Below are 26,929 nucleotides of genomic sequence, written 5' to 3'. Positions count from 1 at the left end.
CGATAAAAGTTTCAGCTTTGCGATTCGGGATGCGCGCTTACTGCACGGTGCGCTGACTTTCCTGACGCAGTTCCTGAACACCTTTCTGGGAATCCTTCAGAGCCTGTTCGGCCTTGGCGGCCTGAGCCTTGCGTTCTGCTACACGCGCATCCCATTCAGCCTGTTCGGCGAGGGTGCGAGCTTGTTCATACTTCTTGTCGTGCATGGCGATTTCGGCTTGTTTCAGCTTGTCCTGCGCCTGCTTCATTTCCACCGCAGCAAACTCGGTACCACCGGCGCTGACGGCGCTGTTGACCGCCGATTGGGTCACGGCGTACTGCTCGGTCGGTGGGTTACCGGCGCAACCGGCCAGAACGAAGCTGGTACCGATAGCCAGAGCAGCCAGTTTCAGACCGCGCAGGTGGGAGAACGAGGTTTGGGTCTTCATGGTCTTCAACTCCATTGTTTAACTCCTGATAAAACTGAAAATCCATCCTGGTCGAGGAGCCGCGAGCGTCGTGTAAAGCGAGTTTTTGAAACGCTCGTTCCAGGCGTGGTTACAGCTTCCGACCGGAGGCGTTTTTCAAAAGTTCAGAAAAGATGGCCTATCGCCAAATTTTTTTTTGACCAAACGGACAAGGCTCTAAACCGGGAACTTTGGAGGCGGGGAGAGGTACGCGCGGGGTAAAAAGTGTGGGATTTTTGAAATTGAACACGATCAATGTGGGAGCGAGCTTGCTCGCGAATGCGGTGAATCAGTCGCTATCAATGTCGGCTGAAATACCGCATTCGCGAGCAAGCTCGCTCCCACAGTTTGATGTGTGTTGTGTCAGTGTTTTTGCTTGCCGGCAGCGGCGGATAAATCCTGCAAATGCCGCCGCGACAGCGCCAGAAAACGCGGTGTCGGCCCGACGTCTTCATACAGCGGATCACCTTCCTCATCGGTGGCGACCACGGTCGAACCTTTCACATACGGCAGGCTCGCCTCGAATTCTTCGAGCGCGGCGCCGATCAGTTCGCCGAGCAGTTCTTCCGGGTGGCGTTTGGGGTACATCTCGGCAATCGCCGCCAGCCGCGCGGCGGCCTCGACGTCCAGATGAATCGTGTAGCCGGTGTCGGTCAGGCGACCCTTGGCGTTTTCTTCCCAATGCTGGGCGAGTTCACGAATTTTCATGATGACCTCATTTCGTGCCTGCTCGTGGCAGGCCTGGGTGAGTGTCCGGCGGGGCCGGCGGCAAGCCGTTGTACGGCTTGCTATTGAGACTAGCTCCAAGCCCCAAGGTTTAAAGTCCCTTCGTCGTCTGCTTGTAAGAAGCGCCGTAGAGCGGCACTCTCTGGGCAAAGCATTCGTTTCTGAGCCGTCCCGATTACCGCTGGAGAACTGCTGATGACCGATATTGATGCACGCTTGCGCGAGGACGTTCACCTGTTGGGTGAGCTGTTGGGCAATACCATCCGCGACCAGTACGGCGAGGGATTTCTCGACAAGATCGAGCAGATCCGCAAGGGCGCCAAGGCCGACCGGCGTGGCTCGATGGACGCCGAACTCAGCGCCAGCCTCAATCAGTTGAGTGAAGACGAACTGCTGCCGGTGGCGCGGGCGTTCAACCAGTTTCTCAACCTGGCGAACATCGCCGAGCAGTATCAATTGATTCATCGTCGCGAAGAGTCGCAGCCGGCGCCGTTCGAATCCCGCGTGCTCCCGGAACTGCTCGCCCGCCTGCGCAATGAAGGCCACAGCGCCGAATCCCTGGCCCGGCAACTGGCGCGACTGGAAATCGAACTGGTGCTGACCGCGCACCCCACTGAAGTGGCACGGCGCACGTTGATCCAGAAATACGATGCGATTGCCGGACAACTGGCCGCTCAGGATCATCGCGACCTGACCAGCGCCGAGCGCGAACAGATCCACAACACCCTGCAACGGCTGATCGCCGAAGCCTGGCACACCGAAGAAATCCGCCGCACCCGGCCGACCCCGGTCGACGAGGCCAAGTGGGGTTTTGCGGTGATCGAACACTCGCTGTGGCAGGCGATTCCCAACCACATGCGCAAGGCCGATCAGGCGTTGTTTGCTGCCACCGGCCTGCGTTTGCCACTGGAAGCGGCGCCGATCCGCTTTGCTTCGTGGATGGGCGGCGACCGTGACGGCAACCCGAACGTCACGGCAGCGGTGACCCGCGAGGTGCTGTTGCTGGCGCGCTGGATGGCTGCCGATCTGTACCTGCGCGATGTCGATCACCTCGCTGCTGAACTGTCGATGCAGCAGGCCAGCGACGCGCTCAAGGCCAAGGCCGGCGACAGCGCCGAACCCTATCGGGCGGTGCTCAAGCAATTGCGCGAACGCCTGCGCGCCACGCGCAACTGGGCACAGGCGTCGCTGACGGCCAACACGCCGGCACCGGCTGACGTGTTGCACAACAATCGCGATCTGCTCGATCCGCTGGAACTGTGTTTCAACTCGTTGCACGAATGTGGCATGGGCGTGATCGCCGACGGGCCGTTGCTCGATTGCCTGCGCCGGGCGGTGACCTTCGGCCTGTTCCTGGTGCGCCTCGATGTGCGTCAGGATTCGACGCGACACAGCTCGGCGATGACTGAAATCACCGACTACCTCGGCCTCGGTCGCTACGAAGACTGGGACGAAGAACAGCGCATCAGCTTCCTCACCCGCGAATTGAGCAATCGTCGGCCACTGCTCCCGGCGCATTTCAAACCGTCCGCCGACACCGCTGAAGTGCTCGCCACCTGCAAGGAAATCGCTGTCGCACCGAGTGCATCGCTGGGTTCCTACGTGATCTCGATGGCAGGCGCCGCCTCCGACGTGCTGGCGGTGCAACTGCTGCTCAAAGAGTCCGGTGTGCTGCGGCCGATGCGCGTGGTGCCGCTGTTCGAAACCCTCGCCGACCTCGACAACGCCGGGCCGGTGATGGAACGTCTGTTGCTGTTGCCGGGCTACCGCGCCAGGCTGCAAGGCCCGCAGGAAGTGATGATCGGTTATTCCGACTCGGCCAAGGACGCCGGCACCACCGCTGCGGCCTGGGCGCAATATCGCGCCCAGGAGCGGCTGGTGGAGATCTGCCGCGAGCAGCAAGTCGAACTGCTGCTGTTCCATGGTCGCGGTGGCACCGTGGGCCGAGGCGGCGGTCCGGCGCACGCGGCGATTCTGTCGCAGCCGCCGGGGTCGGTGGCGGGGCGCTTCCGCACCACCGAGCAGGGCGAAATGATTCGATTCAAATTCGGCCTGCCGGACATCGCCGAGCAGAACCTCAATCTGTATCTGGCTGCCGTGCTGGAAGCGACGTTGTTGCCACCACCGCCACCGACGCCCGAATGGCGCCACCTGATGGATGAACTGGCCGCCGACGGCGTCGCCGCGTATCGCGCCGTGGTGCGGGAAAATCCGCAGTTCGTCGAGTATTTCCGCCAATCGACGCCGGAGCAGGAACTGGGGCGCTTGCCCCTTGGCAGCCGTCCGGCCAAGCGCCGTGCCGGTGGGATCGAGAGCCTGCGGGCGATTCCGTGGATTTTCGGCTGGACCCAGACCCGTCTGATGCTGCCGGCCTGGCTCGGCTGGGAAACCGCGTTGAGCAAGGCGCTGGCGCGTGGCGAGGGCGAACTGCTCGGGCAGATGCGCGAACAGTGGCCGTTCTTCCGCACCCGTATCGACATGCTGGAAATGGTTCTGGCCAAGGCCGACGCCGACATCGCGCTGTCGTACGATCAGCGTCTGGTCGAGCCGGACTTGCTGCCGTTGGGCGCGCAGTTACGCGACCTATTGTCGCAGGCGTGCGCGGTGGTACTCGGCCTGACCGGCCAGTCGCAGTTGCTGGCACATAGCCCGGACACCCTGGAATTCATCCGTCTGCGCAACACCTATCTCGATCCGCTACATCTATTGCAGGCCGAACTGTTGGCCCGTTCGCGGCAACAGAATGTCGAGCAGGGCAGCCCGGTGGAACAGGCGCTGCTGGTGTCTGTGGCGGGGATCGCCGCCGGTTTGCGTAATACCGGCTAAGGTTTTTGCTGTCGTGTCAGGCGCCCGGTGCACAGGCCGGGTGTCGCCTTGTATACGGCGAGCAAGTGCGGGCAGGCGACAGTTAGTGATGGGGTTGCGACTTGGCTCACCGGGTCGCAAGGTCGCGGCAGGCGGCGGTTTCTCCGACTTTTGGCGTCTTGTGTGGGCGCAGCCTGCTGTGTATCTTGATCAGCCTTTGGCCGTTTGTGCGGCCACGACCCATATTTTTAAGATCCGCCCCAAGAGGCGAATCCTGTTGTTTTCTATATAAAAAATTGAGGAGCACATCGATGCGCGTCATTCTGCTGGGAGCTCCCGGGGCCGGTAAAGGTACTCAGGCTAAGTTCATCACCGAGAAATTCGGCATTCCGCAAATCTCCACCGGCGACATGCTGCGTGCTGCGGTCAAGGCCGGCACTCCGCTGGGCGTTCAAGCCAAGAGCATCATGGATGCCGGCGGTCTGGTGTCGGATGACCTGATCATCGCGCTGGTGCAGGATCGCATCGCTCAACCAGACTGCGCCAACGGCTTTCTGTTCGACGGTTTCCCGCGCACCATTCCACAGGCCGAAGCACTGGTAACCGCCGGCGTCGAGCTGGATGCCGTGGTTGAAATCGCTGTTGAAGACGAAGAAATCGTTCAGCGTATCGCCGGTCGTCGCGTTCACGAGGCCAGCGGCCGCGTTTACCACATCGTCTACAACCCGCCGAAAGTGGCTGGCAAAGACGACGTTACCGGCGACGATCTGGTGCAGCGCAAGGACGACACCGAAGAAACCGTGCGTCATCGCCTGTCGGTCTACCATTCGCAGACCAAGCCGCTGGTGGACTTCTACCAGAAGCTCTCCGCTGCCAACGGCAAGCCGAAGTACAGCCACATCCCGGGCGTTGGTTCGGTGGAAGCGATCACCGCCAAGGTGCTCGAAGCGCTGAGCTGAAAAAGCTGATTGGCTGCATCATCCTCGGCCCGCTTGCGGGCCGTAGTTGTTTATACTGACGCACTTTTTCCACCACCTGTTTTGGATACATCGATGAGCACCTTGCTGGCCCTGGACACCGCGACCGAAGCTTGCTCCGTTGCCTTGCTGCATGACGGCAAGGTCACGAGCCATTACGAGGTGATCCCGCGTTTGCACGCGCAGAAACTGCTGCCGATGATCCAGCAACTGCTGGCCGATGCCGGCACCACGCTGCAAGCGGTGGATGCGATCGCGTTCGGTCGCGGGCCGGGTGCGTTTACCGGCGTGCGGATTGCCATCGGCGTGGTGCAGGGGCTGGCGTTCGCGCTGGATCGTCCGGTGCTGCCGGTGTCGAACCTGGCCGTACTGGCGCAACGTGCGTATCGCGAACACGGCGTGAGCCAGGTTGCGGCGGCCATCGATGCGCGGATGGATGAAGTGTATTGGGGCTGCTACCGCGAAACCGCGGGCGAGATGCGTCTGGTCGGTGTCGAAGCGGTACTGCCGCCGGAAGTGGCGGCATTGCCGGCCGATGCCAGCGGCGAGTGGTTCGGTGCCGGTACCGGGTGGGGCTATGGTGAGCGGATCGCGGTCAGTCTGTCTGGTCAGGACGCCGGCATGCTGCCTCACGCTGAAGACCTGCTGACCCTGGCGCGGTTTGCCTGGGAACGCGGTGAGTCGATCCCTGCCGATGATGCGCAACCGGTTTATCTGCGCGACAAAGTCGCCACCCCGAAGGCTCGCTGATTCACCACAAAACCTGTGGGAGCGGGCTTGCTCGCGAAGAGGCCATGTCAGTCTCTATCCAGGTGCCTGACACACCGCTTTCGCGAGCAAGCCCGCTCCCACAGATCCGATGTTCAATTAAAGTCACTGCCAATCGTCAGTTTCCAACCCCGCGCTTTAAACCTTTTACGCTTTATGTGTTCTAGTTATCACTCGGCAGTTTGCTAAGTCGGTCAAGTGCCGCTAAATTGCCATCATCGATACCGAGCATGAATTTATGCGTATAGACGGCCTCTCCTCTCAGTCCTACCCCATCAAGCGCAAGCCTCGCAAAGGCAATGTGGCGCTGGATGAATCCGTCGACGATATCGACGGCGAGCTGGAATTCCCGACTGAAGAGCAACTGGCCGCCCGCGCTGCCAAAGCCTCCGCACAACGCCTTGCCAATCTGCCTGCCCGTCAGCAAGACATGATTTATCACCGTGCCATGAGCAAAAGCGTAGCAATGGCCCTCGCCAGCTACCTGAGCACCGCCGGTTTTGTCGATTGGGATGCGGATGTGCTGGGCCTCGACCTGTACATCTGATGGATCTGCCTTACTACCTCGGTTGTCCGTCCTGGAGTGAAAACGCCTGGCGCGAGTATCTGTACCCCGAAGACGCCAAGACCTCGGACTTCCTCAGTCTTTATTCGCAAGTGTTCAACGCCGTCGAAGGCAACACGACCTTCTACGCCAGTCCGTCGCCGGCCACCGTGCAGCGCTGGGCCGAGACCATGCCCGAACACTTTCGCTTCACCGCCAAGTTTCCCGGCGACATCAGCCACAGCGGTGACCTGCGCGATCAACTGACCGCCGCCGAAACTTTCGTCAACCTGCTCAGCCCGCTCGGCGAACGTGTTTCGCCGCTGTGGCTGCAATTGTCGAAAAGCTTCACCCCGCATCGACTGCCGGAGCTGACCGCGTTCATCGACGCGCTGGACCGGCCGCTGGCGGTGGAAGTGCGTCACGAACAGTTCTTCGCCAAGGGTGAGAGCGAACGCCTGCTCAATCGCTTGCTGCTCGACCGTGGCGTAGAACGCATCTGCCTCGATCCACGGGCGCTGTTCAGTTGCCTGTCGACCGAGTCTTCGGTGATCCACGCGCAATCGAAAAAGCCCCGGGTACCGACCCGTCCGGCGGCGTTCACCCAGTTCCCGCAGGTGCGCTTCATCGGCCACCCCGAGCTTGAGGCCAACGACCCGTTCCTGGTGCCATGGGTGGCGAAAATTGCCGAGTGGATCGAAGAGGGCCGCACGCCCTACATCTTCCTGCACACCGCCGACAACGTCATGGCGGCGAAGCTGGCGCAACGTTTTCACGCACAATTGATGCAACGTTTGCCTGGCCTGCCATCCCTGCCTGAGCTATACAGAGAACCCGCCGCCGAGCAACTCGGCTTGCTCTGAGGCGGATTTTCCCTGCTCAGGAGCCTGCCGATGGACGCCCACGCCCGTAACGAACAAGCCCGCAAAGCCCAAGCCTTCAAAGCTCTGCATGAAGGTGCGGGGATTTTCGTGATTCCCAACCCGTGGGATGCCGGCTCGGCGAAGATGCTCGCCAGTCTGGGCTATCAGGCGTTGGCGACCACCAGTGCCGGTTACGCATTTTCCCAAGGCAAGGCCGACGGCGCCTTGAGTCTCGATGACACTCTGGCCAACGTCCGGGCAATTGTCGCGGCCACCGATCTGCCGGTGGCGGTGGACCTGGAAAACGGTTTCGCCGATGACCCGGCCGAGTGCGCCAAAAGCTTGCTGCGTGCCGCCGAGGCCGGCGCGGTGGGCGGTTCGATCGAGGACGCCACGGGCCGTGCCGACGCACCGATCTACTGCTTTGAACATGCCGTGGCACGCATCGAAGCTGCCGTCGCCGCCGTGCGCACGCTGCCATTTCCCTTCACCCTGACCGCTCGCGCGGAAAACTACCTGCACGGTAATCCCGATCTCCACGACACCATTCGCCGCCTGCAAGCCTTCGCCGAGGCCGGCGCCGACGTGCTGTACGCGCCGGGTTTGCGTAACGCCGAAGAAGTGCTGGCGGTGGTGCGCGCAGTGGCGCCGAAACCGGTCAATGTGTTGATGTCCGGCGGTTTGAAACTGACCGTGAAGGAGCTCGAAGAAATGGGCGTGCGGCGCATCAGTACCGGTTCGGCCCTGGCCTTGGCGGCGTTCGGTGAGTTCTTCCGCGCGGCAGAAGAAATCCAGCAGCACGGCACGTTCGGCTTCACGTCGCAATCGATGCCTTACGCCAAGGCCAATCAGTTTTTCAAAGGCTGAGCATGGGCCGCTGGATCGCGCTGTCGGTACTGTTGATGATTGCTGGCGCCGTGGTCAGCGTCTGGCGTGGCTGGCTCAACGTACCGGTCGAGTGGAATCCGTGGGCGCCGCTGGACGTGACGGCCGCGCCGAACTGGCTGACCGGTTTCAAGCTGATGCGCCTGCGCGGCAATCCCGAGTTATGCGCACAAGTCCTGAGCCGCTCGGGTCTGCGCGTCACAGCGCAAGCCGACAGCCCCGACGCCAAGTGTCCTTTGATTGACGCCGTGCGCGTGCAGGGCGGCGAGGTGGCGCTGAGCAGCAGCTTCCTCGCCAGTTGCCCGCTGGCGGTGGCTTACGCGATGTTTGAGCGGCATACCCTGCAACCCGCCGCGCAATCTGTTTACGGGCAGAGGGTGGCGCGGCTTGATCACCTCGGCAGCTTTGCCTGTCGCAATGTCTATAACCGCGAGAGCGGAGCGCTCAGCCGGCATGCCAGTGCCGATGCGCTGGACATTGCCGGTTTTCGTCTGGCGGACGGGCGCAGCATCAGCGTGCTCAAGGACTGGCCGAAACAGAATCAGGATGCGCAGTTTCTGCGTCAGGTGCGCGATGGCGCCTGTGAGGCGTTCAATGTGGTGTTGAGTCCGGATTACAACGCCGCCCATCGCAATCATTTCCATGTCGATGTCGGGCGCTGGAGCGTGTGTCGCTGAGGTGTCAGGCGGCGAGGCGCAGGTTCTGCAACACGATCGGGCGCGCCCAGCCGTTATCGAAGTCCAGTGCCTTCTGTTGCTCGGCAATTTCTTCCGGCGGGAACGGCGGATAAGGTTTTTGCAGCAGATCGAGATCGAATTCGGCAATCGGCAGGTACAGCGGCTTTTTCTGCGGCGCCGGGCCAGGCTCTGGCACAGGCTGACCGTTGTTGATCACGATCGGCCGGACCCAACTGCTGTCAAAATCCTGCTGCTCTTGCTGAGCCTTGAGTTCTTCTGGCGGGAACGGTGGGAACGGCTTGTCCAGCAGGTCGGTTTCGAACTCGGCGATCGGCAGGAACAGCGGCTCTGGCGGACGCACTTCGGTGTCGACCACGTCGCACTGACGCTGCTCGACGATGTGCGCGTGCAGCTCGCTGCCCAGGGTCGGTTCTTCCGGGCTGTTCAGGTCAACCGGTGGAAAGGTGCCACAGGCCGGCACCACATCACTCGTCTGTTCGGCCAGAGCCTGGGCAAAGAAATCCTGCCACAGGTGACTGACGCCGCCCAATGCTTGAGTGTTATGACGGCTGAAGTCGCCCTTGGGCGAAATGTAGCCAATCGATGTGGGAAGAATGCCTGACATTTTTTTCGGTTGACGCTCAGCTCTGGCAAAATGCGCGTTGATTGGTTTATCGGCCACTTTTTGCCGATCCTTAACTTTTTTGAGCGTGTTTTCATGATTGAGCAACCCGCGGCCTGCCGCATCCATGTCCAGGCCCTTGCCCCGACGTTTGAAGCGCAGGCCGAGCAGTGGGCCGAGCGTCTGGGCCTGCCGCTGCAGGTGGACGACGGCGAGTTTGCCTTGCAGGTCGGCGAGCAGGGTTTGCAGCTGCAACAGCTCGGCCCGGATGCCCCGGGGCCGGTGCGGGTGGACTTCGTCGAGGGGGGCGCGGCGCATCGGCGTCTGTACGGCGGCGGCAGCGGGCAGATGATCGCCAAGGCGGTCGGCATCGCCCAGGGCGTGCGCCCACGGGTGCTGGACGCTACGGCGGGGCTGGGCAAGGACGCTTTCGTGCTGGCCAGTCTGGGTTGCGAGATGAGCCTGATCGAGCGTCAGCCCTTGATCGGCGCGCTGCTGGAGGATGGTCTGGCGCGGGCGGCGGAAGATTTCGATGTGGCGCCGATTGTCGCGCGGATGAAGCTGCTCAAGGGCAACTCCATCGAAGTCATGCGCAACTGGGAGGGCGAGCCGCCGCAGGTGATCTACCTCGACCCGATGTTCCCGCACCGCGAGAAAACCGCGCTGGTGAAGAAGGAAATGCGCCTGTTCCGGCCACTGGTCGGGGATGATCCGGATGCACCGGCGCTGCTCGAAGCGGCATTGGCACTGGCGACGCATCGGGTGGTGGTCAAGCGTCCGCGCAAGGCGCAGTGCATCGAGGGGCCGAAACCGAGCCATGCGCTGGATGGCAAATCCAGTCGGTATGACATTTACCCGAAGAAAGCGTTAAAACCTTAAGACCGAGTTGCGTCCATTCGCGAGCAAGCTCGCTCCCACATTTGAAATGCAATCCAATGTGGGAGCGAGCTTGCTCGCGAAGGCGTCCGCAAAAACACCGTAGAATCAGGGCCGATACGCCCGCATGAACAACCCCACCACTTCCTGCACGTGACTCTCTGAAGCTTCTTCGCTCAGCGGCTCACCGCAGCAATACAGCAAGCGAAAATTCCCCGCGCCCTTGATCAGGCAGAAGAAATGCTCGGCCGCGTTACGCGGCTGATCGATGCGCAGCGCGCCGGTTTCGTCGATGCGTTTCAGCAGCCGCTCCATCCCTTGCACCATGCGCTCGGGACCGGCTTCGAAGAAAATCTGCGACAGCTTCGGATCTTGCGTACCCAGCGCCATCATCAAACGGTGCAGATTCACCGACTCGTCGCTGTTGATCAGCTGATGAAAGCCCCGGGCAATGTTCAGCAACACTTTTTCCACGGGGATTCCGGCGGGCAATTCGAAGAACAGCGGCGGTAGCTGCTCCTCGCATTTGGCCATTACGGCGGAGGAGAACAGCGTCTCCTTGTCGTTGAAATGGCTGTAAACCGTCAGTTTCGACACGCCAGCCTCGGCGGCGACCGCGTCCATGCTGGTGTTGGCGTAGCCGTGACTCAGAAACAGGGTTTTCGCCGCATCGAGGATCGCCCGGCGCTTGGCCGGGTCCTTCGGACGGCCCGGGCCGTTTGGAGCTGAAAGATTGTTCGACATTCTTCGCTTTTAATACTGGACTGGTGAGTTTGCTATTAATACCATACCGGCCAGTATAAATATTCCAAGCACCATTAGCGAAAGGTCCGTCACCATGTTCCGCCATGCGTTGTGCTTTGCCGTGCCAGTCAGCCTGGCTTTTTTATTGTCCGCGTGCGGTCAGGAAGAGGCGACGCAAGTCAGCGTTCGACCGGCCATGGTGGTGCAGCCAGAGCCTTCGGCGCAGGCGATGGAAAGTTATCCGGGCGAAGTGCGCGCGCGCTACGAACCCGATCTGGCGTTCCGCATTGGCGGCAAAGTCAGCCGACGACTGGTCGAAGAAGGTCAGCGGGTCAAAGCCGATCAGCCACTGGCTGAACTCGATCCGCAGGATGTGCGCCTGCAACTCGAAGCCACCCGCGCACAGGTCGCCGCCGCTGAAGCCAATCTGAATCTGGTGCGCGCCGAGCGTGACCGCTACAAGACCCTGATGGAGCGGCAGATGGTCAGCCGTTCCGCCTACGACAATGCGGAAAACCTCTACCGCTCCGGCGAAGCCCGTCTCAAGCAGATCAAAGCCGAATTCAACGTCTCGACCAACCAGGCCAGTTACGCTGTGCTGCGCGCGCCGCAGGACGGCGTGGTGGCCAAGCGTTCGGTGGAAGTCGGGCAAGTGGTCGCCGCCGGGCAAACCGTGTTCACCCTCGCCACCGATGGCGAGCGCGAAGTGTCGATCAGCCTGCCGGAGCAGAGCTTCGGACGGTTCAAGGTCGGCCAGCCAGTGTCCGTTGAACTGTGGACGCAGCAGAACCAGCGATTCGCCGGGCAGATTCGTGAACTGTCGCCGGCAGCCGATCCGAAATCCCGTACCTTCGCTGCACGCATCTCGTTCACCAGTGGCAAGGTCCCAGCGGAACTCGGGCAGAGCGCCCGGGTGTTTGTGCAATCGGCGGATGCCGTGCCACTGTCGGTGCCGCTCTCGGCGCTCACCGCGGAAAACGGCGCGACCTACGTCTGGGTCGTCAGCGCCAACAACACCCTGAAAAAGACCCCGGTGCGCATCGGCCCGTTCGGCGAGAAAAGCGTGCCGGTGCTCGAAGGCCTCAACGCCAACGACTGGGTAGTTGCCGCCGGCGTTCACGTATTGCTCGAAGGTCAGCAGGTGCGGCCTGTGGATCGCTCCAACCGTGTGGTCAATCTGGCGGACAAGGAGTAAGTCCCGATGCGCTTCAACCTTTCCGAATGGGCGTTGCGTAATCGCCAGATCGTACTGTTCCTGATGCTTTTGCTGGCCATCGTCGGCGCCTTGTCCTACACCAAACTTGGCCAGAGCGAAGACCCGCCGTTCACCTTCAAGGCCATGGTCATCCAGACCCGTTGGCCGGGGGCGACCGCGCAGGAAGTCTCGCGTCAGGTCACTGAACGCATCGAAAAGAAACTGATGGAAACCGGCGAGTACGAACGCATCGTGTCGTTCTCCCGCCCGGGTGAATCCCAGGTCACCTTTATTGCCCGCGACTCCATGCATTCGGTGGACATTCCCGACCTCTGGTATCAGGTGCGCAAGAAGGTCAGCGACATTCGCCAGACCTTGCCGCCAGGGATTCAAGGGCCTTTTTTCAACGATGAATTCGGCACCACCTTCGGCAATATCTACGCGCTGACCGGCGACGGTTTTGACTACGCGGTGCTCAAGGATTACGCCGACCGCATCCAGATCCAACTGCAACGGGTCAAGGATGTCGGCAAGGTCGATCTGCTCGGTTTGCAGGACGAGAAGATCTGGGTCGAGCTGTCCAACGTCAAACTCGCCACCCTTGGCTTGCCACTGGCGGCGGTACAGCAGGCGCTGGAAGAACAGAACGCGGTGTCCACCGCCGGCTTCTTCGAGACCGGCAGCGAGCGTGTGCAGCTACGGGTCTCGGGGAATTTTCAGACGGTCGACGAGATCAAGAACTTCCCGATCCGGGTCGGTGATCGGACGTTCCGCATCTCCGATGTGGCCGATGTGCGTCGTGGTTTCAACGATCCACCGGCGCCACGCATGCGTTTCATGGGCGAGGACGCCATCGGTCTTGCGGTGGCGATGAAGGACGGCGGCGACATTCTGGTACTGGGTAAAGCGCTGGAGGGCGAATTCTCGCGCCTGCAAAAGAACCTCCCGGCCGGAATGCAGCTGCGCAAGGTGTCCGACCAACCGGCAGCGGTGAAAACCGGTGTCGGCGAATTCGTCCAGGTGTTGGTCGAGGCGCTGGCGATCGTGTTGCTGGTGAGCTTCTTCTCCCTCGGTGTGCGCACCGGCATGGTGGTCGCGCTGACCATTCCGCTGGTGCTGGCGATGACGTTCGCCTGCATGTATTACCTCGGCATCGGCCTGCACAAAATCTCTCTCGGCGCGCTGGTGCTGGCGTTGGGCTTGCTGGTGGACGATGCGATCATCGCTGTGGAAATGATGGCGATCAAAATGGAGCAGGGCTTCGACCGGATCAAGGCTGCGAGCTACGCCTGGACCAGTACCGCGTTCCCGATGCTCACCGGCACGCTGATCACCGCCGCAGGCTTCCTGCCGATTGCCACCGCGCAGTCCGGCACCGGCGAATACACCCGTTCGATCTTCCAGGTGGTGACCATCGCGTTGCTCGCGTCATGGGTGGCGGCGGTGATGTTCGTGCCGTATCTGGGGGAAAAACTCTTGCCGGATCTGGCGAAGATTCATGCGGCCAAACACGGCACGACCGATGGGCATGCCGACCCGTATGGCACGCCGTTCTATCAACGGGTCCGGCGTCTGGTGGAGTGGTGCGTCGCGCACCGTAAAACCGTGATTGTGCTGACGGTGGGGCTGTTTATTGCGTCGGTGATGCTGTTCCGTTTCGTGCCGCAGCAGTTCTTCCCGGCCTCCAACCGGCTCGAATTGATGGTCGATCTGAAACTGGCTGAAGGGGCGTCGCTGGCCAACACCACGGCGGAGGTCAAACGGTTGGAGGCGATGCTCAAGGATCACGCCGGCATCGACAACTATGTGGCGTATGTCGGTACCGGTTCGCCGCGTTTCTACCTGCCGCTGGATCAACAACTGCCGGCGGCGAGCTTCGCCCAGTTTGTGGTGTTGGCGAAAAACATCGAGGAGCGCGAGACCCTGCGCACCTGGTTGATCGACACGTTGAACGAGCAATTCCCGGCCTTGCGTTCGCGGGTCACGCGTCTGGAAAACGGCCCGCCGGTTGGCTATCCGGTGCAGTTCCGCGTCACCGGTGAACACATCGAAGAGGTCCGCGCCTTGGCGCGCAAAGTGGCGGCCAAGGTGCGCGAGAACCCGCACGTGGTCAACGTGCACCTGGATTGGGAAGAACCGAGCAAGGTGGTGTACCTGAACATCGATCAGGACCGTGCACGGGCGCTCGGTGTGAGCACGGCCAATCTGGCGAAATTCCTCCAGAGTTCGCTGACGGGTTCGAGTGTCAGCCAGTACCGCGAGGACAACGAACTGATCGAGATTCTGCTGCGCGGCACCGTGCATGAGCGCACCGAGTTGTCGTTGCTGCCGAGCCTGGCGGTGCCGACGGATAACGGGCGCAGTGTGGCGTTGTCGCAGATTGCCACGCTGGAATATGGGTTTGAGGAAGGCGTCATCTGGCATCGCAATCGGTTGCCAACGGTGACGGTGCGCGCGGACATTTACGGCAAGGAGCAGCCGGCGACGCTGGTGCAGCAGATTCAGCCGACGCTGGATCCGATTCGCGCCGAATTGCCTGACGGGTATCTGCTGGATGTTGGCGGTACGGTGGAGGACTCGGAGCGTGGGCAGAAGTCGGTGAATGCCGGGGTGCCGATGTTCATTGTGGTGGTGCTGACGTTGCTGATGGTGCAACTGCGCAGTTTTTCGCGCACGGCGATGGTGTTTCTGACGGCGCCGCTGGGGTTGATCGGGGTGGTGTTGTTTCTGATGGTGTTCCGCCAGCCGTTCGGGTTTGTGGCGATGCTGGGGACGATCGCGCTGTCGGGGATGATCATGCGTAACTCGGTGATTCTGGTGGATCAGATCGAGCAGGATATTGCCTCTGGTCTTAATCCTTGGCAGGCGATTATCGAGGCGACGGTGCGGCGGTTTCGGCCGATCGTTTTGACGGCTTTGGCGGCGGTGCTGGCGATGATTCCTTTGTCGCGGAGTGTGTTTTTCGGGCCGATGGCGGTGGCGATTATGGGGGGGTTGATTGTGGCTACGGCTTTGACGCTTTTGTTTTTGCCTGCTTTGTATGCGGCTTGGTTCAGGGTTCGTCGCGACGCTTGATGGTTTTGGACGTGGCGGCCTTTGGGCCGACCAGGTTCTGGGGGTTCTTTGTGAATATCCATTGCTTCGGGTGCTGCCGCTGGCGGTTTCGCTTTTACAGCGATTCCCTTTGGCAAACGCCCCAAAGGAAGCAAAGGTCTTGGCCCCGGCGTACGGCCCTCGCTTGGGCTCGGGTTCCTTCGTTGCGGGGTTCATCCGGGGGCATCGCCTCCGGTTTGCTTCGCTGCACCTCCTCTCGATGCATTTGGCTTCGCCAAACGGTCGCTGCGCTCCCACCCCCGGATGAACCCCTCCACTCAGCCTGCCGATGGGGCCGGCACGGCAAGATCAAGAGCTGCAGCCGAGCTTGCGCTCATCCTGTTGAGTGGTGAAAAGCATGTGGTCGACTTTTGCTTTTCTGTAGGAGTGAGCCTGCTCGCGATGGCGGCCTACGAGCCGACCAATCTCCAACTGCCTGCACCCAATCCCACTGTAGGAGTGAGCCTGCTCGCGATGGCGGCCTACGAGCCGACCAATCTCCAACTGCCTGCACCCAATCCCACTGTAGGAGTGAGCCTGCTCGCGATGGCGGCCTGACAGCCGACCAATCTCCAACTACCTGCACCCAATCCAAAATGTGGGAGCTGGCTTGCCGGCGATGTCGGCCTATGAGCCGACCAATCTCCAACTGCCTGCACCCAATCCCACTGTGGGAGCTGGCTTGCCAGCGATGGCGGCCTACGAGCCGACCAATCGCCAACTGATTCACCCAATCCCACTGTAGGAGTGAGCCTGCTCGCAATAGCGGCCTATGAGCCGACCAATCTCCAACTACCTGCACCCAATCCAAATGTGGGAGCTGGCTTGCCAGCGATAGCGGCCTATGAGCCGACCAATCTCCAACTACCTGCACCCAATCCAAAATGTGGGAGCTGGCCTGCCAGCGATGGCGGCCTATGAGCCGACCAATCTCCTACTACCTGCACCCAATCCAAATGTGGGAGCTGGCTTGCCAGCGATGGCGGCCTATGAGCCGACCAATCTCCAACTGCCTGCACCCAATCCAACTGTGGGAGCGGGCTTGCTCGCGAAGAGGCCCGCCCAGCCACCCAACCTCTTTGGTCTATTTAAAAATCGCTCGCTGAGCTCTCGGTTAACCGCGTCCCCGATCAAGTCGATCCGCAAGGCTGACCCACAATAAAAAGCCCGCTGACCTTCACAGGTTCAGCGGGTTTTTTCGTGCAGCGGCAAAAATTACAAGGTGCCGAACACTTTCTTCGCCAGACCCGTCGCTGCAGCGGCGGGATTCTTGCGGATGGTTTCTTCCTGTTTGCCGATCATTTCGAACAGGCCGTTCAGCGCTTGTTCGGTGACGTAGTTTTCGACGTTGGCGCTTTTTGCGTCCACCACGCCCAGGGTCGCGGCCTGGCCGGCGAAGGCGTTGTACTTTTGTGCTACGCCGACTTTGTCGGTGGCTTGTTTGACGATGGGCAGGAACTTGGCGCGGATTTGTTCGCGGCTGGTTTTGTCCAGGTATTGGGTGGCCGAGTCGGTGCCGCCGCTGAGGATGCCCTTGGCGTCGGCCACGGTCATTTTCTTCACGGCGTCGACGAGGATCGGTTGGGCCTGGGTCACGGCGCTTTCCGCGGCTTTGTTCATCGCGGTTTCGAGTTCGTCGACCTGGGCGCCCATGCCGAAGGCTTTCATCTTGCCGGCGACTTTGCCGAGTTTGCCCGGCAGTTCGATTTTCACTTCCGGGTTGTTGCTGAAGCCGCCCGGGGTGCCGAGTTGTTTGACGGCGATTTGCGCGCCTTGGGTCAGGGCGTCCTTGAGGCCGCCGGTGGCGTCTTGTTGCGAGAGGTCGCTGAGCGACAGTGCCAGGGCGCTGGCAGAGATCATCAAGCCCGCGCACAGGCCGGCGAAGCGAAGGGTAGGACGGAGCATGGCAGCTTCCTTGAAAGACAATTAGCGAATGGCGTCGACGCGGATTTTCAGCGGCTGCGGATCGTTGCCGTCCAGTTGCACGGCGTGGTTCTCGGTGGTGATGAACATCAGCTCGCCGTTGACTTCGATGCGCGCGCTGACCGAGTAGCGGTGGCCGGGTTTGACCTGGGCCGGATCGTAACTCAAGTGGAACGGCAGTGGCACCTGGCCTTTGACCGGGCCTTTCTGTTCGTCGAGGACCACCGCCGGGGCGTCGGCCAGCGATACGTCCTGCAGGCTCACGCTCAGGGTCGCACTCGGTGGCAGGGCGATGCGTTGCAGGTAGAACACTTCGCCATCGAGGCCGACCTTGCCGGCGGGGGTGGTCGACTGGCAGGCGCTCAACAGGGTGGCTGCGGCGAGGAGGGTGAGTTTTTTCATTGGGGACCTCTGAGACGTTTGCGCCGGAAGAATCCCGGCGCCGAAGGAAATCTAGCGGATTTTGGCGTCAGCGTCAGTGAACAAACGTAAGGGTTTTTCCAGCCAATGCATCAGGGCCTGAAATGACCACGCCTGTTGTTCGCGTGCTACAGGGGACAGTTCGATCGATCCCGGCGAAACCGGAACCGCTTGGTGGTAGCGGTTTTCAACGGCGCTCAGCACATAACGTTTGCCAGGGATGACACTCTCGGGATCGTATTTCAGATAAAACGAAGTGGCGGTCTGTTCGTCATGGTTGACGCGTACCAGTTCAACTTGCGGCTGCTCGAGTTGATGCAATCTGATGGTCACGGCTTCTTCAGCCGGGACCGTCGTGGGTTCCTGTACTTCGACATAAAGTTGCCCGATCGGGCTCAAGTGCAAGGTCTGACGATGCGGCGCCTTGTTGACGGTGACGAAGTAGTCCAGCTCGATCAGCAACGGTTGGCGGTTGTGGATCATCTGGACATTGACCTGATACTTCACGCCCACATCGCTGTAAGGGTGGGGAAAGTCAAACTTCCATCCGGCGTCATAGAGCGAAGCATGGCGCCAGTCCTTGATCGTGACGGGCGCTGCAGAGTTGAGGCGTTTGACGCTGACCCGCGTTTCGCTGATGCCGCCCTGTGGGGCAACAAAGTCCGCTGGCAGACTGAAGTTCAAAGTGACGCTGGGGGGTTGCCGATTTAACAGGCTCATCTCGATATCCGTATCGTGATTGGTTGATGGCGCCTATTAATTCATGAATCAACTAACGGGGCCATTGCAGTGCGTCCCCGTTAGTTGTCGGCAAGTTTCAGACTTGCGGTGCATCCGCTGTTTCGGCGGCATCTTCACTGCGATGCAGGGCTACCTGACGAATCGACAAACGAATCTCCGCCGGCAATACGCGTTTGGCCGCGCCTTCGGCCAGTTCGCCGAGCAGTTCGTGATAGCTCAGCTTGCCGGCTTCGTCGCGCCGCAGTACGTCGAGGTCGAGCAGGGTCTGGATGAAGTGACGGAACAGGCTCTTGTCGAAGAACTCCGGGGCGTTCAAGCCGTGGAGGATCGACAGGCGCTGGGCCATCACGGTGCAGAGGTCTTCCAGCTCTTCGGCGCTGATGCTGTGCTGGCCGCTGTTGAGCAGCAAGGACACGGTCATGTAGAAGCGCTGCAGGGTCTGGGCGATGCTTTTCGACAGCAGGGTCAGCAGCACAAAGTGCCGCGAACTTGGCGCCGGACGCATATACACGTCCTTCTCGAAGCGCAGCAGGCCTTGCTCGACGAAGGCTTCCAGCCATTGATCGACCACGGCATCGAGTTCGTCCAGGCTCCAGCGAATGAACAGCTCCGCCTGCAGGTACGGATACAGCGCGCGGGTGTAGCGCAGGATCTGTTCGCGGCTCATGCGCGAGGTGCTCTGGAAGAAGCTCGCCAGCAGCGCCGGCAGGGCGAAGATGTGCAGCACGTTGTTGCGGTAGTAGGTCATCAGGACGGCGTTCTGCTCGTCCAGATAGAGAATCTTGCCCAGCGCATCGTTCTGCTCGGACAGCAGATCCATGTCCTTCACGTGTTCGATCAGCGCACGGCCATCGCCTTCCGGCAGGGTCGTGTGTGGCGAGTACGGGACTTTGCGCAGCAGCGCCAGATACAGATCCAGCACCCGCGCCATCGCCCGATCGTCCAGCGCCAGGCGAGTGGTCGAGAGCAGCGCCAGCGCCACCAGATTGACCGGGTTGATCGCCGCCGCTTCGTTCAGGTGCTGTGCGACTTTCTCGCCGAGGCGATTGGTGGCTTCGTTGAGCCACGCCGGTTTGTACTGAGGGCCGAGTTCCTGTTGGCGCCAATCCGGCTGTTCGCTGTCGAGGAACTCCGCGAGTTTGATCGGCTCGCCGAAGTTCACCGCGACCTGACCGAAGCGCTGCTTGAGCGCGCCGATGACTTTGAAGATGTCGAAGATCGACTCTTTCTTCTTGCTCGCGCCACGCAGTTCGCCAAGGTAAGTACGACCTTCAAGCACGCGCTCGTAACCGATGTACACCGGCACGAAGACAATCGGCATGCGCGACGAGCGCAGGAAGCTGCGCATCGTGATCGCGAGCATCCCGGTTTTCGGTTGCAGCATGCGCCCGGTGCGCGAGCGGCCGCCCTCGACGAAGTATTCGACCGGGAAGCCTTTGGTGAACAGGGTGTGCAGGTATTCGTTGAACACCGAGGTGTACAGCGGATTGCCCTTGAACGTCCGGCGCATGAAGAACGCGCCACCACGGCGCAGCAGGCTGCCGATCACCGGCATGTTGAGGTTGATCCCGGCGGCGATGTGCGGCGGGGTCAGACCGTTGCGGAACAGCAGGTACGAAAGCAGCAGGTAGTCGATGTGGCTGCGGTGGCACGGCACGTAGATCACTTCGTGACCCTGAGCGACCTTCTGCACGCCTTCGATGTGGTTGACCTTGATCCCGTCGTAGATCTTGTTCCAGAACCAGCTCAGCACCACTTCGAGGAAGCGGATCGCGGTGTAGGTGTAGTCCGAGGCGATTTCGTTGCCGTAGCGCAACGCCTGGGCCTTGGCTTTTTCCAGAGAGATGTTCTCGCGCTCGGCCTCTTCAACGATCGCTTGCTTGACCAGTGGCTGGTTGAGCAGGCCCTTGACCAGATTGCGCCGGTGGGAAATGTCCGGGCCGATCACCGCGGCTTTGAGGTTGCGGAAATGCACGCGCAGGATGCGCTGGGCCATGCGCACGGTGCGCTCGTGGCCCTTGTTGTGGTCGATCAGTTCGCGCAGGTGGATTGGCGCTGAGAACTGCACGCGAGTCTTGCGCCCGAGGACGATGATGCTCAGCAGCCGGCGCAAACGCCCGGTGACCGCCCAGCTGTCGGCGAACAGCAGCTTCCACGGGCTGTTTTCGCTGTCCGGCGACTGGCCCCAGAACACGCTGACCGGAATGATCTGCGCGTCTTCGGCGGCGTTCTGGGTCAGGGCGCTGACCAGGCGGGTCAGGGTCGGCGGTGCGCCGCGCTTGTCTTGACGGCCGAGCCAGTCCGGGTCCGGCGTCAGGTAGAAAAACGCCGCCGGTTCGATCAACGGCCCGACCGACACCGGCAGCACCGGACGCGGCAGGCCGGCCTTGGTGCACTCGGTGTCGACTACTGCCAGATCGGTGAGCGAGGGATTTTGCAGGACGTAGAACACCGGACGACTGCGGTCGAGGTTGAGGGTGAACGACGACTGGTTGATCGTCTCCGAGCGAACCCAGAGATACAACAGTCGGCGCAAGGTGCCAAACACAAGACGGCGGAACGGGGAACGGGTCATACGGCTTCTGCGTGAGTGAATAAAACCGAGCAACTGCTCGGGCGGTCGACAGTTTGCCGTATTCGCCGAAAATCGGCAAAAAAGCGGCGAAGTAAACTCCTGTTGAGAGTTTTCGTGCCTGTCATATACTCGGCAATCTGTCGCCGGGGCCCTTTATGGACGTCGGGCGCAGTCTGACGTTCCGCAAAGGCTTTCCTGCGAAAAGCCTGTTCAATAATAAAAAAGGAGTATGAACAGATGGCAACACGTGAAACCGGCAATGTGAAGTGGTTCAACGACGCCAAGGGCTACGGCTTCATTCAGCGCGACGACGGCGTGGACGTGTTCGTGCACTACCGCGCGATTCGCGGTGAAGGGCATCGCTCGCTGACTGAAGGTCAGCAGGTTGAGTATGCGCTGGTGACGGGGGAGAAGGGGTTGCAGGCTGAGGATGTGGTAGGTCTGTAATACAACGCTCCAAAACACCCCAAAACCAAATGTGGGAGCGGGCTTGCTCGCGAATGCGTCGTGTCATTCAGCACATCTGTAGCTGATACACCGCATTCGCGAGCAAGCCCGCTCCCACATAAGATCTGTGTTGCCCGGGATTACGCGGTTTTCCAGGTGATCTCTTCTTCACCATCTTCGCTGATGCGAATCCAGCGATCCGCTGTCTCTTCGCCTTCTTCCTCGACCCACGTGCCCGGTGCGCAACGCACTTCGACGTTCAGCGCGGCAAAGGCGGCGCGGGCGCAGGCGATGTCGTCGTCCCATGGGGTCGCATCGCTTTCCAGGTACAGGCTGTTCCATTTGCCCACGGCTTTCGGCAGCCAGGTCACCGGCACATTGCCGGCCTTGCATTTGTAGGTCTGGCCTTTCTGTACCCAGTCGCTGCACGGGCCCAGGGCTGCGCCGAGCCAGGCGGAAATCGCCTTGTGGTCGACGTCGGCGTCTTTCAGGTAAATCTCGATATCCGGTTGGCGCATGGATGTCCTCACTGCGGGTCTGAAAAATCCATTCGCGGATTTAGCCGGCCCCGGGCAGTTGCCCGAGACCAAAAGTTATTGAAGAACGAAATAATCGTAGCGCATCGACACGGTGGTCACGAACGGCTCGGCCTGTTCGATCACTGCGGCGCGGCGTTCGGCACTGGCGCGCCAGCCGTGGGGTGTCATCGCCAACAGGTTGGCGCGATCCTCGGGCTTGTCGAGCGTCAGTTTGAATTCCAGGGTTTCGCTGTGCGCCAGCGCCATGCCTTCCGGCACCAGGGCCAGATGCTTGTCGTCGGTGTATTCGCGCACTTCGTCGTACAGGCGTTCGCGCAGTTCCATCAGGTGGCCGCTGGTCGGGCCGACCTTCATCAGGCCGCCGCCGACGCTGAGCAGGCGCTTGGCTTCTGCCCAGTCCAGCGGACTGAAAACGCTGGCGAGAAACTGGCAACTGCCCGACGCCAATGGCACGCGCGCCATGCTGGCGATCAACCAGGTAAGCGCCGGGTTGCGTTTGCAGGCGCGCTTCACCGCCTCGCGCGAGATGTCCAGCGCGTAGCCATCGGCTTCCGGCAGGGCCTCGGCGATCTGTGCGGTGTAGTAACCCTCGCCGCAACCGATGTCGACCCAGCGTGCCGGCGCATAACCTGCCGCCAGTTCGGCCAGACGCTTGGCCACCGGCGCGTAATGCCCGGCGTTCAGGAAGTCGCGGCGCGCCTCGACCATCGCCTGATTGTCGCCAGGGTCGCGACTGTTCTTGTGCTGCACCGGCAACAGGTTCAGGTAGCCCTGACGCGCACGGTCGAAGCGGTGGCCGGCGGGGCAGACCACGCCGTTGTCGACGCTGTTCAGCGGTTCACTGCAGATCGGGCACGCGAGCATCAGGCGAGCAACTTGATCAGGGTCTGGTAGTAGATCTCGGTCAGCACGTCGAGATCGGCCGCCAGCACACGCTCGTTGACCTGGTGAATGGTCGCGTTGACCGGGCCCAGCTCAACCACTTGCGTGCCCATGGTCGCGATGAAACGGCCATCGGAGGTACCGCCGCTGGTCGACGCCTTGGTCTCGCGGCCGGTGATGTCCTTGATGCTCGACGACACCGCGTCGAGCAGCGCGCCCGGCTCGGTGAGGAACGGCAGACCGGACAGCGCCCAGTCGATGTGCCAGTCCAGATCGTGTTTGTCGAGGATGTCGGCCACGCGTTTCTGCAGGCCTTCGACGGTGGATTCGGTGGAGAAACGGAAGTTGAACACCGCCACCAGATCACCCGGGATCACGTTGGTCGCGCCGGTGCCGGAGTTGAGGTTGGAAATCTGGAAACTGGTTGGCGGGAAGAAATCGTTGCCATGATCCCAGTGCTCGGCGGCCAGTTCGGCCAGCGCCGGGGCGGCGAGGTGGATCGGGTTCTTCGCCAGGTGCGGGTAGGCCACGTGGCCCTGCACGCCGCGCACGGTGAGCTTGGCGCCGAGCGATCCGCGACGACCGTTTTTCACCACGTCACCGACCAGCGTGGTACTCGACGGTTCGCCGACGATGCACCAGTCCAGACGTTCCTTGCGCGCCACCAGACGTTCCACCACCGCTTTGGTGCCGTGGTGCGCCGGGCCTTCTTCGTCGCTGGTGATCAGGAACGCGACCTTGCCCTTGTGGTTCGGGTAGTCGGCGACAAAGCGCTCGGCGGCGACGGTCATCGACGCCAGGCTGCCTTTCATGTCGGCCGCGCCGCGACCGCAGAGCATGCCGTGTTCGTCGATCACGGCGTTGAACGGTTCGATCTGCCAGGCAGTCACCGGACCGGTCGGCACCACGTCGGTGTGGCCGGCGAAGCACAGCACCGGACCGTCGTCGTTGCCGTGGGTGGCCCAGAAGTTGTCCACGTCCTCGATGCGCATCGGCTCCAGGGTGAAACCGGCATCGCCCAGGCGCTGCATCATCTGCTTCTGGCAATCGGCGTCGACCGGCGTCACGGACGGACGGCGGATCAGGTCGATGGCGAGTTGGAGGGTCGGCGAAAGGTCGGCGTGGGCCGTCATGGAAAACTCCGGAGTCATGAATGTGGGCGCGGACTAACAATGTGGGAGCGAGCCTGCTCGCGAATGCGGTGTGTCAGTCAACATAATCGGTGAATGTTACAAAGCCTTCGCGAGCAGGCTCGCTCCCACAGGGATTAGAGGAGTGCCCTGCAAAATGGCGGTTATCTTAAAGCAAAACGGCGACCATTGGCCGCCGTTTAGTACTTCGTCGAGGAATTAGACGACAGGCGCCGGTTCGGGCGCTGTCGCAGGTTTTGGCAGCGACGAGAGGAACGCCATGATCAGCGCGGCCAGGTATGGCAGCGACTGCACCAGCAGCATCGCCACCCAGAAGCGCATGTCGTTGCTCGGAATGCCCTGCACCAGGTAGATCCCCAGCGCCGCGCCCCACAACAGCAGCATGATGAACAGCTCTTCGCGTGCTTCGGAAATCGCCACCCAGAAGCCATGGTTGTCGGCGTTTTTCGGCGTGCGGAAGAACGGAATGCTGCTGGTGAAGAAGCCGTACAGCACCGCTTTGGCGATGGTGTGCGACAACGCCAGGCCAGCCAGTGCCGCGCAGAACGCATCCTTGAGGTTCACGCCCACGGCGCGACGGTAGAGGAAGATGATCTTGCCGACCTTGAACACGAACAGCGCCAGTGGCGGGATTGCGAAGATCAGCAGCGGCGGATCGACCCGTTGCGGCACGATGATCATCGCCGCCGACCACAGCAGGGCGCCGACGGTGAAAAAGATGTTCATGCCGTCCGCGACCCACGGCAACCAGCCCGCGAGGAAGTGGTAGCGCTGGCCACGGGTCAGCTCGGTGTCCTTGCCGCGCAAGAGGCTGCGGGTGTGGCGCTTGATGATCTGGATCGCGCCGTAGGCCCAACGGAAACGCTGCTTCTTGAAGTCGATGAAGGTGTCCGGCATCAGACCCTTGCCGTAACTGTCGTGGTAATACGCCGCCGACAGGCCTTTCTCGAACACGCGCAGACCCAGCTCGGCGTCTTCACAGATGCACCAGTCGGCCCAGCCCAGCTCTTCCAGAACCGAACGGCGGGTCATGGTCATGGTGCCGTGCTGGATGATCGCGTCGCGGTCGTTGCGGGTGACCATGCCGATGTGGAAGAAACCTTTGTATTCGGCGTAGCAGAGCTTCTTGAAGGTGCTTTCGTTCTGGTCGCGATAGTCCTGCGGCGACTGCACCACGGCGATTTTCGGATCGGCGAAGTGCGGCACCATGTGCTTGAGCCAGTTCGGATGCACGCAGTAGTCGGAGTCGATCACCGCGATCACTTCGGCGTCCTTGGCGGTATGCGGAATCAGGTAGTTCAGCGCGCCGCCCTTGAAACCGGCCAGGGGCGAGACGTGGAAGAACTTGAAACGCGGGCCGAGGGTGGCGCAGTAGTCGCGCACCGGCTCCCACACGGCTGGGTCTTTGGTGTTGTTGTCGATGATCAGGACTTCATAGTCCGGGTAATCGAGGGCGGCCAGGGCGTCGAGGGTCTGTTTGACCATCTCCGGCGGCTCGTTGTAGCACGGTACGTGGATCGAGACTTTCGGTCTGTAATCCGAGTCGCCCACCACCGGCAGGAATTCACGCCGGCGCTTGTGAGTCCAGACCGCTTCGGCCAGTTCATGCGCCTCGGTCAGCAACACGATAAACACCCCGAGCGCACCCAGCGCCAGCAGGAAACCCACCGTCAGGCTGAACCACGTGCTGTATTGCTGGCTGTAGTCGTAACCGATCCACACCAGCACCGAACCGCAGAGGAACGCGATAAAGGTCAGGAAGGTCCGGCCACGCTGGCGCAGGGCCGAGCCGTCGATCATCAGCAGGGTCAGCGACAGCAGCGCCAGCACCACCGAACCGATGGCCAGCACGCGCCATTGCGGGATGGCGACCACCGGGCCTTCGAAGTTGAATTTCTGCTGGCGCGCGGCGTTGAACACGCCCCAGTAGGCGCCCACCGAACCTTCGTCACTGGCCTTCCACGGTTGGTCGAACGCTTCGATCACGAAGTAGTTGAAGCCTTGGCGGTTGAGCTTGTTGACCAGCGTGCGCAGGTAGATCGCCTGATCTGCCGGCGACGCATCGGCGCCACCGCGCATGCGACCGTTGCTCGGCCAGCCGACTTCGGACAGCAGCAGCGGTTTTTTCGGGAACAGCTTTTTCAGGTCACGGGCACGGTCGAAGACGAACTGCCCGGCCTTGTCGACCGGGATGAATTCCCAGTACGGCAGAACGTGCGCAGCGATCAGGTCGACGTGCTTGGCCAGTTCCGGGTGTTCTTCCCAGACGTGCCACTGCTCGGAGGTGGTCACCGGGACTTTCACCGCCGCGCGCACCCGATCCAGCAGCACGCTCAGCTGCTCGGCTGTGATTTCCTTGCGGAAAATCGCCTCGTTACCGACCACCACACGAACCACGCTGCGCGAGGTGTTGGCCAGTTCGATGGCGCGCTGGATTTCCCGCTCGTTGCGTTCCTGATCGGGGCTGATCCAGATTCCGAGGGTCACGCGCAGACCGAATTCTTCCGCCAGTTTCGGGATGTCCTGCAGCGAACCGTCGACCGAGTAGATGCGGATGTTGTCCGTCAGCTTGCTCATGATCTCCAGGTCGCGGCGCATTTCGTCGTCAGTCGGATACTGATCCTTCTGCGGGAACTGGCCCTGCTGGAATGGCGAATAGGAAAAACCGGAGATCTGTTCCGGCCAGTTGGGCGCGGAGACCGGGCGGTTGATCAGCGCCCAGAAACCGGTGAACAGGGCGGCGATTGCCAGAACCACCACCAGGTTGAGACCAAATTTACGCGATGACATAGCTATTTCGGGTTCCAAAGGCTGTGGAACGAAGGAACGGATCGGCTTACGCCAAAAGGGCGCGAATCCTACACCGGCAGTTCACTGCTCGTACACCGGGCAGGAAAATGCCCGACATTGGGCAGTCCAACCTGATTTAAGTTCTTTAGTAACAGCTTGTAAGAGAAAACTTTGTTATTCAGTTATAGCAATTCCCGTGGCGAGGGAGCTTGCTCCCGCCGGGTCGCGAAGCGGCCCTTCA

24 protein-coding genes are annotated in these 26,929 nt (G+C 61.3%); 12 read left to right on the top strand and 12 right to left on the bottom strand.

Annotated features, from left to right (window positions below; genetic code table 11):
* Window positions 1–37: 37 nt before the first annotated feature.
* Entirely contained in the window at window positions 38–442 is a 405-nt protein-coding gene (locus JFU48_RS01770) for a DUF4398 domain-containing protein (RefSeq protein ID WP_003222062.1), read from the bottom strand.
* A gap of 366 nt (window positions 443–808) precedes the next feature.
* On the bottom strand, window positions 809–1,153 hold the full coding sequence (locus JFU48_RS01765) for a hypothetical protein (RefSeq protein ID WP_003222064.1): 345 nt from the start codon (window positions 1,151–1,153) through the stop codon (window positions 809–811).
* A 213-nt stretch (window positions 1,154–1,366) separates the two neighbouring features.
* Here JFU48_RS01765 and ppc point away from each other — a divergent pair, with 213 nt between their 5' ends.
* The 7 genes from ppc to JFU48_RS01730 all read left to right on the top strand — a co-directional run bounded on the left by ppc (window position 1,367) and on the right by JFU48_RS01730 (window position 8,690).
* Window positions 1,367–3,997, top strand: a complete 2,631-nt coding sequence (gene ppc / locus JFU48_RS01760; protein WP_201135703.1) for a phosphoenolpyruvate carboxylase — start codon at window positions 1,367–1,369, stop codon at window positions 3,995–3,997.
* Between the two features lie 290 nt (window positions 3,998–4,287).
* Window positions 4,288–4,935 carry an adenylate kinase gene (gene adk, locus JFU48_RS01755; RefSeq protein WP_003222067.1) on the top strand — a complete coding sequence of 216 codons (648 nt, stop codon included), beginning with the start codon at window positions 4,288–4,290 and terminating at the stop codon, window positions 4,933–4,935.
* Between the two features lie 93 nt (window positions 4,936–5,028).
* Window positions 5,029–5,703 (top strand): tRNA (adenosine(37)-N6)-threonylcarbamoyltransferase complex dimerization subunit type 1 TsaB, encoded by a 675-nt coding sequence (gene tsaB / locus JFU48_RS01750; protein ID WP_103485391.1) that lies wholly within the window; start codon window positions 5,029–5,031, stop codon window positions 5,701–5,703.
* 256 nt (window positions 5,704–5,959) lie between these two features.
* Entirely contained in the window at window positions 5,960–6,268 is a 309-nt protein-coding gene (locus tag JFU48_RS01745) for a hypothetical protein (RefSeq protein ID WP_003222071.1), read from the top strand.
* Entirely contained in the window at window positions 6,268–7,128 is an 861-nt protein-coding gene (locus JFU48_RS01740; protein ID WP_103485392.1) for a DUF72 domain-containing protein, read from the top strand. Before JFU48_RS01745 ends, JFU48_RS01740 begins: the two co-directional genes overlap by 1 nt.
* Before the next feature lie 30 nt (window positions 7,129–7,158).
* The gene (locus JFU48_RS01735) at window positions 7,159–7,995 is read left to right on the top strand and encodes an isocitrate lyase/PEP mutase family protein (RefSeq protein ID WP_201135702.1); all 837 of its coding nucleotides are present in this window, start codon (window positions 7,159–7,161) and stop codon (window positions 7,993–7,995) included.
* Between the two features lie 2 nt (window positions 7,996–7,997).
* Window positions 7,998–8,690 carry an extensin-like domain-containing protein gene (locus JFU48_RS01730; RefSeq protein ID WP_201135701.1) on the top strand — a complete coding sequence of 231 codons (693 nt, stop codon included), beginning with the start codon at window positions 7,998–8,000 and terminating at the stop codon, window positions 8,688–8,690.
* Between the two features lie 4 nt (window positions 8,691–8,694).
* Here JFU48_RS01730 and JFU48_RS01725 read toward each other — a convergent pair whose 3' ends face one another.
* Complete coding sequence (locus tag JFU48_RS01725; protein WP_103485399.1) at window positions 8,695–9,315, bottom strand: energy transducer TonB; 621 nt, start codon at window positions 9,313–9,315, stop codon at window positions 8,695–8,697.
* A gap of 93 nt (window positions 9,316–9,408) precedes the next feature.
* On the opposite strand from JFU48_RS01725, the gene JFU48_RS01720 reads away from it, so the two are divergent.
* Window positions 9,409–10,191 carry a class I SAM-dependent methyltransferase gene (locus JFU48_RS01720; RefSeq protein ID WP_207198938.1) on the top strand — a complete coding sequence of 261 codons (783 nt, stop codon included), beginning with the start codon at window positions 9,409–9,411 and terminating at the stop codon, window positions 10,189–10,191.
* Window positions 10,192–10,296: 105 nt separating this feature from the next.
* Here the strand turns inward: JFU48_RS01720 and JFU48_RS01715 are convergent, their stop codons facing one another.
* On the bottom strand, window positions 10,297–10,932 hold the full coding sequence (locus tag JFU48_RS01715; RefSeq protein ID WP_045122312.1) for a TetR/AcrR family transcriptional regulator: 636 nt from the start codon (window positions 10,930–10,932) through the stop codon (window positions 10,297–10,299).
* Between the two features lie 94 nt (window positions 10,933–11,026).
* On the opposite strand from JFU48_RS01715, the gene JFU48_RS01710 reads away from it, so the two are divergent.
* From JFU48_RS01710 to JFU48_RS01700, 3 genes are all read left to right on the top strand, one after another.
* Window positions 11,027–12,127, top strand: coding sequence for an efflux RND transporter periplasmic adaptor subunit (locus JFU48_RS01710; RefSeq protein ID WP_201135700.1), 1,101 nt, complete (start codon window positions 11,027–11,029; stop codon window positions 12,125–12,127).
* 6 nt (window positions 12,128–12,133) lie between these two features.
* Window positions 12,134–15,202, top strand: coding sequence for an efflux RND transporter permease subunit (locus tag JFU48_RS01705; RefSeq protein WP_201135699.1), 3,069 nt, complete (start codon window positions 12,134–12,136; stop codon window positions 15,200–15,202).
* Between the two features lie 282 nt (window positions 15,203–15,484).
* Complete coding sequence (locus JFU48_RS01700; protein ID WP_201135698.1) at window positions 15,485–15,778, top strand: hypothetical protein; 294 nt, start codon at window positions 15,485–15,487, stop codon at window positions 15,776–15,778.
* Window positions 15,779–16,435: 657 nt separating this feature from the next.
* Here the strand turns inward: JFU48_RS01700 and JFU48_RS01695 are convergent.
* The 4 genes from JFU48_RS01695 to plsB all read right to left on the bottom strand — a co-directional run bounded on the left by JFU48_RS01695 (window position 16,436) and on the right by plsB (window position 20,879).
* Window positions 16,436–17,125 carry a DUF4197 domain-containing protein gene (locus tag JFU48_RS01695; protein ID WP_086792179.1) on the bottom strand — a complete coding sequence of 230 codons (690 nt, stop codon included), beginning with the start codon at window positions 17,123–17,125 and terminating at the stop codon, window positions 16,436–16,438.
* Window positions 17,126–17,146: 21 nt separating this feature from the next.
* Entirely contained in the window at window positions 17,147–17,545 is a 399-nt protein-coding gene (locus JFU48_RS01690; RefSeq protein WP_003222082.1) for a YbaY family lipoprotein, read from the bottom strand.
* A 51-nt stretch (window positions 17,546–17,596) separates the two neighbouring features.
* Window positions 17,597–18,283 carry a hypothetical protein gene (locus JFU48_RS01685; RefSeq protein WP_201135697.1) on the bottom strand — a complete coding sequence of 229 codons (687 nt, stop codon included), beginning with the start codon at window positions 18,281–18,283 and terminating at the stop codon, window positions 17,597–17,599.
* 97 nt (window positions 18,284–18,380) lie between these two features.
* A complete protein-coding gene (gene plsB / locus JFU48_RS01680) occupies window positions 18,381–20,879 on the bottom strand; it encodes a glycerol-3-phosphate 1-O-acyltransferase PlsB (RefSeq protein ID WP_003222085.1) in 2,499 nt (832 codons plus the stop codon).
* 237 nt (window positions 20,880–21,116) lie between these two features.
* Between plsB and JFU48_RS01675 the strand changes: the two genes are divergently transcribed.
* Entirely contained in the window at window positions 21,117–21,326 is a 210-nt protein-coding gene (locus tag JFU48_RS01675) for a cold-shock protein (protein ID WP_102355641.1), read from the top strand.
* A gap of 140 nt (window positions 21,327–21,466) precedes the next feature.
* Here the strand turns inward: JFU48_RS01675 and JFU48_RS01670 are convergent, their stop codons facing one another.
* The 4 genes from JFU48_RS01670 to JFU48_RS01655 form a co-directional block, all read right to left on the bottom strand.
* On the bottom strand, window positions 21,467–21,844 hold the full coding sequence (locus JFU48_RS01670) for a hypothetical protein (protein ID WP_103486309.1): 378 nt from the start codon (window positions 21,842–21,844) through the stop codon (window positions 21,467–21,469).
* Window positions 21,845–21,919: 75 nt separating this feature from the next.
* Complete coding sequence (locus JFU48_RS01665; protein WP_201135696.1) at window positions 21,920–22,729, bottom strand: putative RNA methyltransferase; 810 nt, start codon at window positions 22,727–22,729, stop codon at window positions 21,920–21,922.
* Window positions 22,729–23,880 carry a succinyl-diaminopimelate desuccinylase gene (gene dapE / locus JFU48_RS01660; protein WP_003222093.1) on the bottom strand — a complete coding sequence of 384 codons (1,152 nt, stop codon included), beginning with the start codon at window positions 23,878–23,880 and terminating at the stop codon, window positions 22,729–22,731. Before dapE ends, JFU48_RS01665 begins: the two co-directional genes overlap by 1 nt.
* Window positions 23,881–24,096: 216 nt before the next feature.
* Complete coding sequence (locus JFU48_RS01655) at window positions 24,097–26,688, bottom strand: glycosyltransferase (protein ID WP_003222095.1); 2,592 nt, start codon at window positions 26,686–26,688, stop codon at window positions 24,097–24,099.
* Between the last annotated feature and the right edge of the window lie 241 nt (window positions 26,689–26,929).

This window comes from Pseudomonas sp. TH49 (assembly GCF_016650625.1).
Taxonomy (GTDB): Bacteria; Pseudomonadota; Gammaproteobacteria; order Pseudomonadales; family Pseudomonadaceae; genus Aquipseudomonas; species Aquipseudomonas fluorescens_H.
The sequence above is the reverse complement of the archived record's forward strand: the minus strand, read 5'-3'. Positions and strand labels throughout refer to the sequence as shown.